Source organism: Lentzea chajnantorensis (genome assembly GCF_054300775.1).
The window spans coordinates 7,894,128-7,908,543 of record NZ_JBSDZT010000002.1 but is presented as its reverse complement, the minus strand read 5'-3'; the positions used below and the strand labels follow the sequence as shown (position 1 = coordinate 7,908,543).

The following is a 14,416-nucleotide window of genomic DNA, read 5'->3' as shown; positions in this document are numbered from 1 at the left end:
GGTGCGAGTGAAGGACATCTTCGTCAGTGGCAGCGGGGTGCGCCTGCCCGCGACGCTGTCGGTCGCGGACGCGATCGCGTCGGGGGAGTGCGAGCCGAAGCTCGTCGCGCGCACGGACGTCGAGTCGGTGGCCGTGTCCCCGACCGAGTCGGCGGCCGAGATGGCGGTCGCCGCCGCCCAGGTCGCGCTGGAACGGGGCCGGTCGGGACCGGCCGACATCGACCTCATCCTGCACGCCACCACCTACCACCAGGGCCAGGACCTGTGGCCCGTCGGCTCCTACATCCAGCGCGAGACGGTCAGGAACTCCTGCCTGGCGCTGGAGATCCGGCAGATGTCCAACGGCGGCATGGCCGCGCTGGACCTCGCGGTGTCCTACCTGGCGGCACGACCGGGCCGCGACGCCCTGCTGACCACGTCGGACCGCTTCTGCCTGCCCGGCATCGACCGGTGGCGCACCGACCCGGGAACCCCGTACGGCGACGGCGCTTCCGCGATCGTGCTGACCAGCAGGGGCGGGTTCGCGCAGGTGCTCTCGCTGGCCATCAACGCCGACTCCGACCTCGAACCGCTGCACCGCGGCGACGTGCCGTTCGGGCTGGCGCCGTTCTCGCACCGCATCCCGGTGGACTTCGAGGAGGCCAAGCACACGTTCAGCCGCGAGTTCGGCCTGTCCTACGGCATCAACAAGGCCAACGCCGGTCAGGCCAGGGTCGTGGAGGAGGCGCTCGCCGACGCCGACATGAAGCTCGGCGACGCCGACTGGGTGATCCTGCCGCACTTCGGCCGCCGCCGGCTCGACGTGAACTACCTGCGCCCCTACGACCTCGAACCGGAGCGCACCACGTGGGAGTGGAGCCGCACGGTCGGGCACCTCGGCGCCGGTGACCAGTTCGCGAGCCTCGACCACCTGGTGCGGAGCGGCAAGGCGACGTCCGGTCAGCGGATCGTCATGTTCGGCGTGGGCGCCGGCTACAGCTGGGGCTGCGCGGTCCTGGAGATGCTGTGACCGGCAGCCGGACCCCGGTGAGCTTCCGGTAGACGCGCTGTCCTCGGCGGGTGACCTGCACGCAGGTCACCCGCCGATCGCATGTCCACTTGTTCCGGTGTGCGGCCGAGGTGATCAGGTGCCGAACGACGGGAGACCGAGCGGAGGCCGCCTCAGCTGACCGGCAGCGGGATCTCCGCGCGCAACCGGAACTTCTGGTCGGGCAGCAGGCCCGCGTGCAGGTCACCGCCGAGCGCGCGGACGCGGGTGGTGAGGTTGCCGATGCCGCTGCCGTCCCGCGACCTGCACGCCGTCTCCGGGATGCCGTCGTTGACGATGTCCATCCGCACCAGCTCCGGCGAGCTCGACAGCACGATCTCGCAGTGCTCGGCCTTGCTGTGCCGCAGCAGGTTCGTCACGCCCTCGCGCAGCACGGTCGCGAGCGTCACCTTCACGTCCTTGGGCAGCTTGTCGCACGCGTCGATCCGCACGGTGACCGCGATGTCGGCCGCGGTCAGCAGCGCCTGCGCCGACTGGGTCTCCTCGTCGAACGACAGCTCGCGGTAGCTCAGCGCCACCGACCGCACGTCCGCGAGCGCCTGCCGGGAGATCTCCAGCACCTCGGAGAAGCTCCTGCCGGGCCCGGCCGGGGTCGAGGGTGACCAGCCGGTGCGTGAGCTCGCTCTTCAGCGTGATCGCGGAGAGGCTGTAGCCGAGCAGGTCGTGCAGGTCGCGTGCGAACCGCAGCCGTTCCTGGGCGACCGCCGCCGTGGCCAGCTCCTCGCGCGCCTCGTGCAGCTCGGTCACCATCGACCGCAGCCGGGTCAACGCGTAGAGCACCAGCCCGTGGTTCGTCGCGGCGATGATGCCGTACGCCACCCAGGCACCGGTGAACCCGGTCGCGGTGTAGACGAAGTACTGGCCGCCGACGACCGCGAGGAACGCCGCCCAGCCGTACGGGCGGGGGAGCAGCAGCGCGGCCGACCCCGCGAGGAAGCCCGGCACGCTCATCAGCGCGTTCCCGTACAGCAGCACCGGCACGTACACGCAGACGGCCAGGCCGGCGAGCACGGCGACGGTGCTCACGAGGTTCAGCCGCTTGTGCGGACGGCCCACGACCGCCACGACCAGCCCGACCACGCCCGCGGTGCCGAGCACCTCGGCCGCCATGCCCGGCAGCCCGATGCGCGGCAGGTCGAACGCCACCTGCGCGAGCGACATCAGGCCGTAGCCGACCACCACCGCCGTGAACAGCACCTGCGCGAACCGGGTCGCCATCGGCGTTCCGGCGAACCTGCGGGTCCGCGACGGTTCCTCCGGCCGCGGCTCGGCCGGCACCTCGGCGTGCAACCGGTGGGTGCCGGCGTCCACCTCGGCGCGCAGCGACCCGCCGATCGCCGTGGCGCGGGTGGCGAGGTTCGCCAGGCCGCTGCCGCGGTCGGTGCCCAGCCGGGCGGGGGCGCCGTCGTTGACGATGTCGATCGACACCACCGGCCCCGTCCCGGAGACGGTGATGGTGCAGCGGGTGGCCTCGCTGTGCCGCAGCAGGTTCGTCACGCCCTCGCGCAGCACCGTGGCGAGCACGGTCCGGGAGCGCGGGGACAGCTCGGCGAGGTCGGTCTCGATGGTCGTCGCGACGCCCGCCGCGGTGAGCACGGACCGCGCCGACTCGATCTCGTCGGCCAGCGACAGCTCGCGGTAGCTCGACGCCACCGCACGAACGTCCGTCAGCGCCTCGCGGGCGATGCCCAGCACCTCGGCCAGCTCGCGCAACGCCCGTTCGGTCTGCTCGCCGATCAGCCTGCGCGCCAGCTCCACCTTCAGCGTGATCGCCGACAGGCTGAACCCGAGCAGGTCGTGCAGGTCCCGCGCGAACCGCAGCCGCTCCTGCGACACGGCGAGCTCCGCGCAGCTCGGACCGGACCGTCTCCAGCTGCTTGACCAGCGACGGGAGCCGTGACAGGCCGTACACGACGAGGCCCGCGACCAGCGGTGACAGCACGTAGTAGGCCAGCGAGGACGGGCTGTCGACGTAAGCGGCCTGGATCGCGCCGTTGCTGAGCGCGACCACGCCGAAGACGACCCAGCGCACCCGGCCGGGCAGCACCAGCAGCGCACTGCCCGCGAAGAACCCCGGCATGCCGGCCCAGGCGGAGTGCAGCAGCGGCATCGGCGCGTACACCAGCGCCGCCATCGCCCCGAGCGCCAGGTAGGCCTTGCCGGAACGCAGGTTCGCGCTCGGCCGGGAGAACACCCGCAGCTGCAGGAACCCGATGGCGAGCAGGCAGGCGAGCGCACCCGCGGTCCACGCCGGCTCCACACCGGTCTGCAGGACGGAGATGAACGCGTTGCCCAGGTAGTTGGCGAAGACCACGCTGATGACGACGTACGCCAGACGACGGGACACCGATGAGCGTTCCAGTCGTTGCGTCACAGCGGCTCCCACACGAGGTTCGGGACGCGGCCATGATACGGGCGGGACCTGTGCGGGTCCCGGGTTCCGGCTCGCCGATCGGAGCAACATGACCCGTTCAGCCCTCTGTCGCGACCACGAGCCCCGCACCGGCCAGGTAGGCGACGACGTCGGCGACCAGCTCCGCGTCGACCTGCAGCGCCTCCGCGACCTCCACGACGGTGCTGTCGGCGGCGAGCAGGGCCTTCGTGATCTCGGTGGCCGGCGCGCTGTGCAGGATCACCTGGTAGGGCTGACCGGGGCACGCCAGGGCCTGGTCGCCGTTCAGCCGTTCGATCTCGGTGCCCGGCCGCACGCCCACGACCGCGCGCTCACCGAGGTGCGGGAGCGTGAACACCGCGTCACCGGTCACCGCCACGACGGACAGGATCGGGCCGGCACCGTCGTTCAGCCCGAGCGACGGCACGACGCAGCCGCCCAGCTGGTCCAGCGTGCTCTTGAGCTTGCGCCAGATCAGGCACGGCCCCGAACCGGTCTTCCAGCGCACGAAGTTGTCGTGCAGCGCCGAGATGTTCTCCAGCGCGACCGGTCCGAGGCTCATCCGGTGCAGCGCCTCGCGCACCAGCGGACTGGTGTCCGCGAGCTCGATGGCGCCCCACCGGCCGTGCACGGTCAGCGTCTCGCTCCCCTCGTCCACGAAGGCGTCCTCCAGCAGCGACCACAGCGGGCGCCCGGACGGGACGTGCGACTGCGTGGTCACCACGGCGCCTCCGCTCTGCAAGGTGCTCACATGAACAAGGGAATCGGGTTGAGCTCGTCGTAACTCCTGGGCCGGGCCAGTCGTCCCAGTTGTACAGGTACGTCGTAGAGCCGCCCTTGAGCGAACCTCGACCAGAAGTGCCGCAGTCCCGGCACGACCACCCGCACCACCGGGAGTCCCACGTCGGGACGGGTCTGGTCGAGCACGAGCAGCTCCATGCCCTTCGCCTCCAGCACGTCCTGGATCGCCCGGATGTCGTCGAGCAGGTCCGGCCGGTGGACGTAGGTGTGGAACCGCGGTGCGCGGGCCGGTACGTCCGGGTCCGGTGCCAGGTAGGGCTGCTCGGCCAGGCGCGCGGTCTCGAACCAGCGCCGCATGTCGACGTCGAACCGGCACATGTCGACCGGGTCGCACACCATCGGCATGCACTGGTTGAGCTCGGTGAGCGCCCGGCGCGCAGCCAGCCGCGGGTCCAGGTGCGCGCCGCAGCCGAACATGATGTCCTCGCGCGGCCCGCTCGTGCGGCGGGACACCGCGACCATGGTGGGCACGCCGAGGTCGGAGGTGACGTCGAGCAGCCACACCTCACGGCCCAGGCCCGCGTGCACCGCGCGCAGCTCGTCGATCCACGGGTCGCCGAACGCGTCCAGGTCCATGCCCGGCACCGGCGTGCGGTTGTACCACCAGATCGACACGGCGTCGCGTTCCACGAGTTCCAGCAGGCCTTGCAGCACCGCGTCCTCCACGCTGCTGCCCGCGGCGCAGCCGTTGGAGTTGGACGTGACACTCGGCGGACAGGGGGCGCCGAAGTAGAGCAGGCCGGTGGGCAGGAACCTGTGGCGCTGACCGGTGAGCGACCACAGCGGCGTCCAGTCCATCACCTCGTCCTCGTCGAACGGGGCGGTGACGTGCTGGAACGACGAGTGGTCCGCGTTCCACTCCTGCCGGGTCGCGTACTGGCGGGGGTGGTAGAGCTGCACCGCGTCGGGGTGCAGTGCGGCGGTGCCGAGCGAGCGGTAGCTGCCGCGGACCGCGGCCTCCTCGCCGAAGTACGCGCCGCTGCGGCGTTCCACTGCCTCGCACAGCGCGCCGACCTCGGCGTCGAGCGGCGTCACGCCCTTGCCGCCGCTGTCCGCGCGCAACGCCGACCGCAGGCCCTCAAGGCCCTCGCCGGCCGCGGCGATGTTCGTGCCGGACTGGTAGGAGTTGAAGAACGCGGGCCCCGTCTCGTTGCGCCGGATCTCCTTGATGATCCCGGTGACCGGGCCGACCAGGTGCCGGTAGGTGTCGAGCACCTCCTGCGGCGACGACGACCGGTGGCCGCCACCGTCGCAGGAGCGCTTCACGCGGCTGAACAGCTCGACCGGCTCGAACGTCCTGCGGGCGACGATCCCGGGGTCACCGCAGCCCTGGCACTGCGGGCGGGCCCGCACCTCGTGCTGGGTGACCTTCATGGTCAGGCTGTCGTAGCTCCAGATGGACCGCTGCTCGGGCGGCCGCAGGCCGGCGAGCCACTTGGTGGCCTCGACCGCGGCGGTCTCCAGCGCCATGTGCACGAGCGACGGCAGCCCGATGGCCGGGCGCGGCGCGGGACCGGTCTGCCCGCAGCGGGCCCGGATGTGGGCCTCCGCCTTGCGGTTGGCCGACAGCCGCACGGCCAGGCAGCGCCAGCACGGCCCGTCGCCGGGGGTGAAGAACGGGCCCACGCACACCTGCGCGCCGACCGGTTTGACCAGCAGCCACGGGATGCCCGCGGCGCGGTGGGCCGCGTCGATCTCGCGCAGCTCCGGTGCCAGGTAGTCCGCGCAGACGACGACGGTCAGGTCACCACCGCCCGGGGTGATCGCGAGTCCGTTGCGCTGCAACGCCCGTTCGAGCGGCTCGTGGTCGATGTCGCCGACCGCGACCACGGAGACGAGCGACGTCGTCGTCGCCGCCACCGCGTCACACGGGTCGAGGCCCGCCGCGTCCCAGTAGGCGAGCGCGGCCTCGGTGCCGGCCGAACCGTCCTGGCCGCCCCGCCTGCTGATCAGGCCGGCGGCGGTGAGGCGCTCGAGCATGCGCGCCACCTTGTCGGCGGTCAGTTCGGCGGGGACGTCGCGCAGCAGGCCCGCGAGGTCGCGGGTGCCGTCGAGGAGGTGGGCGAGCGTTTCGACGTGGGTCCCCGCAACAGCGGTCACCCCTGACTCGCCGATCAGGTACACCGCCTCACCGCGCACGATCTGCGGCTGGAGGTGTCGTTTGAAACCGATCTTCTCGTCGCCCGGTTCGGCCAGCTCGTGTCTCATGCCGCGAGGACCTCGTCGTAGGCCGTGTACTGGCTGCCGACGACGCAGGTGCCGCTGCTGCAGCAGCTCCAGATGATGATGTCCATCGAGGCCTCACGGTCGAACTGGTAGATCTTCATGTCGTCGGAGTCGTCGGTGGCGGGACTGACGGAAGCCAGGTGCTCCACGGTGGCGGTGGCGGACATCTGCATCTCCGATGTTTGCGAGTCGGCTGATGTGGGTAATCATGCGGACCTGCGGTAATGGGTCGGTAGTTACCGGCTAATGCGCAGCGGTATGAAGTTTTCATACCCGTCACGGGTCGAACTCATCTGAGATCGGGGACCTCCGCACTAACGCCCGCGCGTTGGGCCGAGCAGACTAACGGTGTGCTCGGAACCGAAGGAGGGGTCGCGATGCAGATCAAGGTCCTGGGGCCCGTCGAGGCCAAGGTGAACGGTCGCTCGGTGACGCCCACCGCGGCCAAGCCGCGGCAGGTCCTGGCGCTGCTCGCGCTGCACTCCGGGCAGGTCGTGTCCGTCCCGACCCTCATCGAGGAGCTCTGGGGCGACCGGCCGCCGCGCAGTGCGCGGACCACCCTGCAGACCTACGTCCTGCAGCTGCGCAAGCTCATCGGCGACGCACTCTCCGCCGACGGTGCGAACGCCGCGAAGGAGGTGCTGGTCACCCGGTACGGCGGCTACCTGCTCGACGTGCCGGAGGAGGCCGTCGACGTGCACGAGTTCGAACGCCTGGCCCGCGCCGGCCAGCAGGCGAGCGAGGTCGAGGACTTCGCCTCCGCGTCCCGGCTGCTGCGCCAGGCGCTGGAGATGTGGCGCGGCCCGGCCGTCGTCGACGTGCGCCCCGGCATGCCGCTGAGCATCGAGGTCGTGCGGCTGGAGGAGGCCCGGCTGGGCGTGCTCGAGGCGCGCATCGACGCCGAGCTGCGGCTGGGCAGGCACAAGTCGCTGCTGAGCGAGCTGTCCGTGCTGACCGTGCAGAACCCGATGAACGAGAACCTGTGCGCGCAGTACATGATCTCGCTGTTCCGGGCCGGCCGGCAGTGGCAGGCGCTGGACGCGTTCAAGGCGCTGCGCAACACCCTGATCGAGGAGCTCGGCGTCGAGCCCTCGTCCCGGCTGCAGGGGCTGCAGCACGCCATCCTCACGTCCGACCCGCGGCTGGACAGCGCGGAAACCCGTCAGTTGCAACGACTTCTGGCCTGAGTGTCGTTCCAGCGGCCCCCGTCACCCTGTGGCGGGGGCCGTTTTTCGTTGTGCGGCAACAATTTCTTCGAGGACATCTCCAGCGGTGCACAGCCGCGCGCTGGCAACCTCACTGGTGGGCGCGCGGAAACCGCCCGCTGGAGGAAAGGAAGCTAGCCGTGAGCGCACTGAGCATCGAGGGCCTCAAGGAGATCCTCAACGAGGCCGCGGGCGACGACGACTCGTTCAAGCAGGGCCAGGACATTCTCGACATCCCGTTCCTCGAGCTGGGCTTCGACTCGCTCGCCCTGCTGGAGACGGTCGCGCTGATCAAGCGCAAGCACGGGGTCGCCATCGCCGACGACGAGATGGCGTACCTGGAGACACCGCGTCAGCTGCTGGACAAGGTCAACGGGCAGATCGCGGCCTGACGCCGGCGACTCGGATACGGAGACGGACATGACGCACACCACCACGCACACGGTCATGATCGGGGCTCCCGCCAAGGTGGTGTACGACCTGGTCGCGGACGTGACGACCTGGCCGTACATCTTCGGACCCACGGTGCACGCCGAGGTGTTCGAACGGGACGGCTCGACCGAGCGGTTGCGGTTGCACGCTTTCGCCAACGGTGACGTGCGCACGTGGACGTCCCGCCGTGAGCTGGACCCGGCGAACCTGCGCATCGAGTTCCAGCAGGAGCGCTCTGCCGCACCGGTGAAGACGATGGGTGGGGAGTGGCGGATCGTCCCGATCGCCGACTCGGCGACCCGGGTCGATCTGCTCCACCACTTCACCGCGGCGCAGCCCGAGGCGGTCGACGTCATCCTGACCGCCGTCAACAACAACAGCGACGCCGAGCTCGCCGCCCTCAAGCGGGCGGCCGAGTACGGCGACGACTACGACAAGCTGGTGCTGTCGTTCTCCGACAGCATCACGATCCACGCGAGCCGCAAGGACGTCTACGAGTTCCTGTACCGGTCAGACCTGTGGCCGCAGCGCCTGCCGCACGTCGCCCGGCTGGACCTCACGGAGGCCGTCACCGGTGTGCAGTCCATGGAGATGGACACGCGCAGCCCGGACGGGTCGATCCACACCACGCACTCGGTGCGGGTCTGCACCCCGTACGACGGCATCGTCTACAAGCAGACGCACACGCCGCCGATCATGGCGGCGCACGTCGGCCGGTGGACGTTCCGCGACATCGGCGACGGTGTCGAGGCCGGGATCGAGGCGACCTCGCACCACACGGTCGTCATCCGGCCCGAGGTGGTTCCCGAGGTGCTGGGAGCGGACGGGACGATCGAGCGCGCCCGCGAGCTGATCCGCCACGCGCTGGGCACCAACAGCCTCACGACCCTCCGGCACGCGAAGGAATTCGCCGAGAACGGATGACAGGGGTGACGTGATGAGGTTGGCTGGCGCGGACTTGCTCACCGCCGCTGCACGCGCTGCGAGCCGCAACGGGCTCTACGTGGTCTCCACGTACCTGGAGAAGGCCGCGGTCGAGCACCAGCGCAGGGGTTGCCCTTCCGACGTGGGGCACTGCGCGTACGAGATCGAGGCCTCCCGAGTGCTGTTGTCGGGGTTCTAGATGGACCTCTACGACATCTCGCTGCGCCGCGCCGGCCAGTCCACCTCGGACGGGCTGGTCGCGGTGCGGCGCCTCGACGCGCTCGGCGTCGCGTTCGTCGACGGAGGAAGACCCACCCGGTCGTTCTACCGCCGGGCGGCCGTCGAGCTCCGGTTGCGGATCGCCACCCTCATCGCGTCGGGCGGTGCGGAGGACCTCGACGCACTGCTGGCCGCGGAAACACCCGCGGTGGCGGTGGTTGTCCAAGGGCACGGCATTTCGGTGGTCCGAGACGCCGTGCGTCAGCTCGTGCGCGCCGAACGACGAGTGGTCGTGGAGGCGCGGGACTTCTTCGACGGCTGGCTGACCGACCCCGAACACGCGTTGGAGGTCGTGCTGTCGGCCGCGGAGGCTGGGGCGGAAACCGTGTTGCTGCACGACACAGCGGGCAAGCTGTGGCCGGACCAGATCGGCGAGATCATCTCCTCGGTCGCGGAAACCGGTGTGCCCCTTGGATTTGGTTGTCACGACGACGGCGCGGCGGCCGCGAAGCAGCTGTTCGCGGCCGATGCGGGGGCCGGCCTCGTACAGGGGTCCTACGCCGTCGTTCGAGGTGGCCTCGATCGGGCCGTTTCACCATCGGTTCATTCGGCAGAAACAGGTGTCGCTCCCGTGCCCTGTCCGAGATTGGAGCAGACCGTGTCCGCACAGAAGGCGATTGGAGGTGTCCGATGAGTCGTCGCGCCGTCATCACCGGGGTGGGCGTGGTCGCACCTGGTGGCATCGGAACGAAGGCGTATTGGAAACTGCTGTCCGAAGGGCGTACGGCGACTCGCAACATCACGCACTTCGACGCGTCTCCGTACCGCTCCCGCATGGCGGGGGAAGCAGATTTCGACCCAGTGCGCGAAGGCTTGACGCCGCAGGAGATCCGCCGGCTCGACCGGGCCGCGCAGTTCGCGGTCGTCGCGGGTCGTGAGGCGATGTCCGACTCCGGCATCGAGTTCGACCAGCTCGACCCCGGCCGCATCGGTGTCTCGCTCGGCACCGCAGTCGGCTGCACGACCTCGCTGGAGCGCGAGTTCATCGTCGGCTCCGACCGGGGCAAGTACTGGGAGGTCGACCAGTCCTACGCGGTCCCGCACCTCTACGACTACTTCACGCCGTCCTCGATGGCGACGGAGCTGGCGTGGACGGTCGGTGCCGAGGGACCGGTGTCCGTGGTCTCCACGGGCTGCACCTCCGGTCTCGACTCGGTGGGCTACGCGGCCGAGCTGATCATGGAGGGCTCCGCGGACGTCGTCGTCACCGGCGGCACCGAGGCCCCGCTCTCCCCGATCACCGTGGTGTGCTTCGACGTGATCCGCGCGTCCAGCACCCGCAACGACGACCCGACAACGGCGTGCCGGCCGTTCGACAAGACCCGCGACGGCCTGGTGCTGGGCGAGGGTTGCGCGATCATCGTGCTGGAGGAGCTGGAGCACGCCCGTGCCCGCGGCGCCCACATCTACGGTGAGGTCGCCGGCTTCGCCTCCCGGTGCAACGCCTACCACATGACGGGCCTGCACCCCGAGGGCATCGAGATGTCCGACGCCATCAACATCGCGCTGAAGCAGGCGCGGTCGGACGCCACGGACGTCGGCTACATCAACGCGCACGGGTCGGGCACCAAGCAGAACGACCTGCACGAGACAGCGGCGTTCAAGCGCTCTCTCGGTGCGCACGCCTACAAGACCCCGGTCTCCGGCTTCAAGTCGATGATCGGGCACTCGCTGGGTGCGATCGGGTCCCTGGAGATCGTCGGCTCGCTGCTGGCGTTCGAGCAGGACCTCATCCCGCCGACGGCGAACCTCCACGAGCAGGACCCGGAGTGCGACCTCGACTACACGCCGCTGGTGGCGCGTGAGAAGAAGGTCGACACGCTCCTGACCGTGGGCAGTGGTTTCGGTGGGTTCCAGAGCGCCATGGTGCTCAAGAAGGTGGAAGGGGCAGGCCGGTGACTCGGGCGGTGGTGACGGGAATCGGCATCGCGTCGCCGAACGGATTGGGGCCGACCGCGTACTGGCGGGCGACCCTGCACGGTGAGGCGGCGATCAAGCCGATCACCCGGTTCGACAGCGCGAACTACTGGGCGAAGATCGCCGGCGAGGTGCCCGGCTTCGAGGCAGGGCGGCACCTGCAGGGTCGCCTGCTGCCGCAGACGGACCACATGACGCGGCTGACACTGGTCGGCACGGACTGGGCGTTGCGTGGTGCGGGTGTGCAGCCGAACGACATCCCCGACACCGACATCGCGGTGATCACCGCGGCGACGGCGGGCGGGTACGAGTTCGGGCAGCGCGAACTGCAGAAGCTGTGGCACCAGGGCCCGGAGTACGTCTCGGCGTACCAGTCGTTCGCGTGGTTCTACGCGGTCAACACGGGGCAGATCTCCATCCGGCACGGCACGCGCGGTCCCGGCGCGGTCGTGGTGTCCGAGCAGGCCGGTGGCATCGACTCCATCGGTCACGCCCGCCGGCAGCTGCGCAAGGGCGTGCAGCTCGCGCTGACCGGCGGCATGGACTCCTCGCTGTGCCCGTGGGCGTGGGTCGCCCACCAGGCGTCGGGTTGCCTGTCGCGCAACAACAACCCGAAGCGCGCCTACCTGCCGTTCGACCGCGACGCCTCCGGGTACGTCGCCGGTGAGGGCGGTGCGATCATGGTCGTCGAGACGCCGGAGTCGGCGGCGGGACGGCCGGGGACGCGCATCTACGGCGAGATCGTCGGGTACGCCTCGACGTTCGACTCGAAGATGCCGTCGCGGGAGCCGGGGCTGAAGCGCGCCGCCGAGCTGGCGCTGCGTGACGCCGGCATGGACGCCTCGGAGATCGACGTGGTGTTCGCCGACGCGGCGGGCATCCCGGAGCTCGACAAGGCGGAGGCCGACGCGATCAAGGCCATCTTCGGGCCGTACGGCGTGCCGGTGACGGCGCCGAAGACCATGACCGGCCGCCTCTTCGCCGGTGGCGGGTCCCTGGACGTGGCCTCGGCGATCCTCTCCATCTACTGGAGCGCGATCCCGCCGACCGTCAACGTCGAGAACCCGGTGCCGGAGTACGAGATCGACCTCGTGATGAACGAGGCGCGGCACGGCAAGGTGAAGGCCGCTCTGGTGCTCGGGCGCGGCAAGGGCGGCTTCAACTCCGCCATGGTGGTCCGCGAGTACAGGTGATGTCACCCGCACAGGGGTCGTGAGGTCTTCCTCGCGGCCCCTGTCGCTTTTCTGGAGGCTTTCTGTGGACGTAGCACTGATGTTTCCCGGGCAGGGGTCGCAGTACCCGCGGATGGCGGCGTTGCTGTACGGCACCGAACCGGTGTTCACCGCGGCCGTCGACGAGGTGGTCGAGCTGTTCGGCGAGGTCGGGTCGGTGGCCTGCGCGGACTGGCTCGCCGGCGACGACATCGACCACGTGTCCCGCGCGCAGCCGCTGCTGTACGCGGTCGACTACGCGCTGGGGCGCCTGGTCCTGTCGTGGGGCGTGCGACCGGTCGCGCTGATCGGGCACTCCGCCGGCGAGGTCGTCGCGGCGACCCTGGCCGGGGTGTTCACGCTGCCCGAGGCCGTGTCGCTGGTGCGCGACCGGGTCGTGTCGGCGGTGTCGATCCCGTCCGGCGGGATGCTCGCCGTCGCCGCCTCCGAGGCCGACCTGCTGCCGTACCTGGAGGGCGACGTCGCCATCGCCGCGGTGAACTCGGCGCGGCAGACGATGCTGGCCGGGCCCGACGAACCGCTCGCGCGGGTGCGGGCGCGGCTGGAGGCCGATGAGTACGTCGTCGTCACCGTGCCGGCCACGACCCCGTTCCACAGTCCGGCGATGCAGCCCGCCGTCGACGAGGCGCTGGCCGCGTGGACCGTGTCCCCGCGCGCGCCGCGGCTGCCGCTCTACTCCGGGTACACGGGCAAGCTGATGACCGAGGCCGACGCGTCGTCCGCGCGGTTCTGGACGCGGCAGCTGACCGACGCCGTGTACTTCGGGCCGGCGCTGAACGAGCTCGTGGCGATGCACGACGTGCTGCTGGTGGAGGCCGGTCCCGGGCAGACGCTGACGTCGTTCGCGCGGCGCACGAAGGCCGTCCGGTCGGGCGCCTCGGCCGTGCTGCCGCTGCTGGACGCCGCGGACTCCGTCGAGACCGCCCGCGCCCGCCTCGCGTGACAACGGTTCCCAAGACGTAAAAGGGCCGCCCTCTCCCGGAGTGACTCCTGGGGGAAGGGCGGCCCTTTGGCGGCGTTCAGTCGATCCCGCGGACGATGTGGTCTTCGTTCTCCGGTGGCCATATTTCGTTGTTTTCCATACCTTCACGGTAGGTATGGTGATTCAGCTCTCACTTGAGAGCTAGTCGTCGAGAAGGGCGACGGCCCTCGTCCAGCCCGCGCCGGCACCCTTGATCTTCACCGGGAACGCGACGACGGTGAAACCGAAGTCCGGCAACGCGTCCAGGTTCGCGAGGCGTTCGATCTGGCAGTACTCGCGGTCGCGGCCGGCGAAGTGCGCGGGCCACAGCACGCCCTCGTCCCCGGTCGCCAGGTAGCGCTTCACGATGTCGGGGAACGGCGCGTCGAGGCTGAACGCGTCGGTGGCGATCACCTTGACCCCGAGGTCCAGCAACAGGTTCGTGGCAGGGCCGTCGAGCCCGGTGTAGTCGGTGAAGTAGGTCTGGGTGCCCGCGTGCTCGGCAGCGCCGGTGTCGAGGATGACGACGTCCATCGGCTTGGGCGTGTAGCCGATGCGGGCGAACTCCTTCTCCAGCACCTCGGGGCCGATGACGCCGGTGCCGTGGCCGCGCACGTCGAGCTTCACGCCGGGGTTGTGGAACCACTCCAGCGGCATCTCGTCGATGTGGCGCGGGACGCCGGTGCCGTAGGTGGTCTTCGAGCCGTAGTGGCTGGGAGCGTCGACGTGGGTGCCGGTGTGGGAGGTGAGGCTGATCCGGTCCAGCGTCAGGAACTCCGAGTCCCGCAGCACGGAGACGTCGAACTCGATGCCGAGCCGCGCCTTCAGCTGCTCGGCCATGTGTTCGGCACCCTGGGCGGCCGTGAGCACCTCGTGCGTCACCGGGTCCGCTTCGTACGCGGATGCGTCAATGGGGGAAGACAGATCGATGATGCGCATGCCGACGAGCCTGGCGGGCGTTCCTTGAGCACGTCTCAAGACGCGGTGTGCATGGTCTTC

At 70.3% G+C, this 14,416-nt stretch carries 15 protein-coding genes; 10 read left to right on the top strand and 5 right to left on the bottom strand.

From position 1 onward, the window contains the following. Position 1: 1 nt before the first annotated feature. Positions 2-1,009, top strand: coding sequence for a ketoacyl-ACP synthase III family protein (locus ACVDFE_RS37775; RefSeq protein WP_360397351.1), 1,008 nt, complete (start codon positions 2-4; stop codon positions 1,007-1,009). A gap of 222 nt (positions 1,010-1,231) precedes the next feature. Here ACVDFE_RS37775 and ACVDFE_RS37770 read toward each other — a convergent pair whose 3' ends face one another. Continuing rightward, entirely contained in the window at positions 1,232-2,884 is a 1,653-nt protein-coding gene (locus ACVDFE_RS37770; protein ID WP_458433785.1) for a histidine kinase, read from the bottom strand. A 158-nt stretch (positions 2,885-3,042) separates the two neighbouring features. Between ACVDFE_RS37770 and ACVDFE_RS37765 the strand changes: the two genes are divergently transcribed. Then, positions 3,043-3,201: a hypothetical protein gene (locus tag ACVDFE_RS37765; RefSeq protein ID WP_458433784.1), complete on the top strand. Its 159-nt coding sequence runs from the start codon at positions 3,043-3,045 to the stop codon at positions 3,199-3,201. Positions 3,202-3,519: 318 nt separating this feature from the next. On the opposite strand, the gene ACVDFE_RS37760 is transcribed toward ACVDFE_RS37765, so the two are convergent. Genes ACVDFE_RS37760 through ACVDFE_RS37750 form a run of 3 tightly spaced genes read right to left on the bottom strand, consistent with a single transcriptional unit; the run spans position 3,520 to position 6,634 of the window. Continuing rightward, on the bottom strand, positions 3,520-4,191 hold the full coding sequence (locus tag ACVDFE_RS37760; RefSeq protein ID WP_360397355.1) for a hypothetical protein: 672 nt from the start codon (positions 4,189-4,191) through the stop codon (positions 3,520-3,522). After that, positions 4,188-6,449 carry a TOMM precursor leader peptide-binding protein gene (locus tag ACVDFE_RS37755; RefSeq protein ID WP_458433783.1) on the bottom strand — a complete coding sequence of 754 codons (2,262 nt, stop codon included), beginning with the start codon at positions 6,447-6,449 and terminating at the stop codon, positions 4,188-4,190. Before ACVDFE_RS37755 ends, ACVDFE_RS37760 begins: the two co-directional genes overlap by 4 nt. Next, positions 6,446-6,634 (bottom strand): hypothetical protein, encoded by a 189-nt coding sequence (locus ACVDFE_RS37750; RefSeq protein WP_360397359.1) that lies wholly within the window; start codon positions 6,632-6,634, stop codon positions 6,446-6,448. Before ACVDFE_RS37750 ends, ACVDFE_RS37755 begins: the two co-directional genes overlap by 4 nt. A gap of 210 nt (positions 6,635-6,844) precedes the next feature. Between ACVDFE_RS37750 and ACVDFE_RS37745 the strand changes: the two genes are divergently transcribed. From ACVDFE_RS37745 to ACVDFE_RS37710, 8 genes are all read left to right on the top strand, one after another. Beyond that, on the top strand, positions 6,845-7,654 hold the full coding sequence (locus ACVDFE_RS37745; RefSeq protein WP_360397361.1) for an AfsR/SARP family transcriptional regulator: 810 nt from the start codon (positions 6,845-6,847) through the stop codon (positions 7,652-7,654). A gap of 158 nt (positions 7,655-7,812) precedes the next feature. After that, complete coding sequence (locus ACVDFE_RS37740; RefSeq protein ID WP_360397363.1) at positions 7,813-8,064, top strand: acyl carrier protein; 252 nt, start codon at positions 7,813-7,815, stop codon at positions 8,062-8,064. Between the two features lie 28 nt (positions 8,065-8,092). Then, positions 8,093-9,028, top strand: coding sequence for an aromatase/cyclase (locus ACVDFE_RS37735; protein ID WP_360397365.1), 936 nt, complete (start codon positions 8,093-8,095; stop codon positions 9,026-9,028). Between the two features lie 13 nt (positions 9,029-9,041). Beyond that, the gene (locus ACVDFE_RS37730) at positions 9,042-9,227 is read left to right on the top strand and encodes a hypothetical protein (RefSeq protein WP_360397367.1); all 186 of its coding nucleotides are present in this window, start codon (positions 9,042-9,044) and stop codon (positions 9,225-9,227) included. After that, complete coding sequence (locus tag ACVDFE_RS37725; protein ID WP_458433782.1) at positions 9,228-9,941, top strand: hypothetical protein; 714 nt, start codon at positions 9,228-9,230, stop codon at positions 9,939-9,941. It begins immediately after the preceding gene. After that, positions 9,938-11,206, top strand: a complete 1,269-nt coding sequence (locus tag ACVDFE_RS37720) for a beta-ketoacyl-[acyl-carrier-protein] synthase family protein (protein ID WP_360397371.1) — start codon at positions 9,938-9,940, stop codon at positions 11,204-11,206. Before ACVDFE_RS37725 ends, ACVDFE_RS37720 begins: the two co-directional genes overlap by 4 nt. Next, positions 11,203-12,417 (top strand): ketosynthase chain-length factor, encoded by a 1,215-nt coding sequence (locus tag ACVDFE_RS37715; protein WP_360397373.1) that lies wholly within the window; start codon positions 11,203-11,205, stop codon positions 12,415-12,417. Before ACVDFE_RS37720 ends, ACVDFE_RS37715 begins: the two co-directional genes overlap by 4 nt. Before the next feature lie 64 nt (positions 12,418-12,481). Then, on the top strand, positions 12,482-13,399 hold the full coding sequence (locus ACVDFE_RS37710; protein ID WP_458433781.1) for an acyltransferase domain-containing protein: 918 nt from the start codon (positions 12,482-12,484) through the stop codon (positions 13,397-13,399). 180 nt (positions 13,400-13,579) lie between these two features. Here the strand turns inward: ACVDFE_RS37710 and ACVDFE_RS37705 are convergent, their stop codons facing one another. Continuing rightward, entirely contained in the window at positions 13,580-14,356 is a 777-nt protein-coding gene (locus tag ACVDFE_RS37705; RefSeq protein WP_360397377.1) for a cyclase family protein, read from the bottom strand. Positions 14,357-14,416 lie beyond the last annotated feature (60 nt).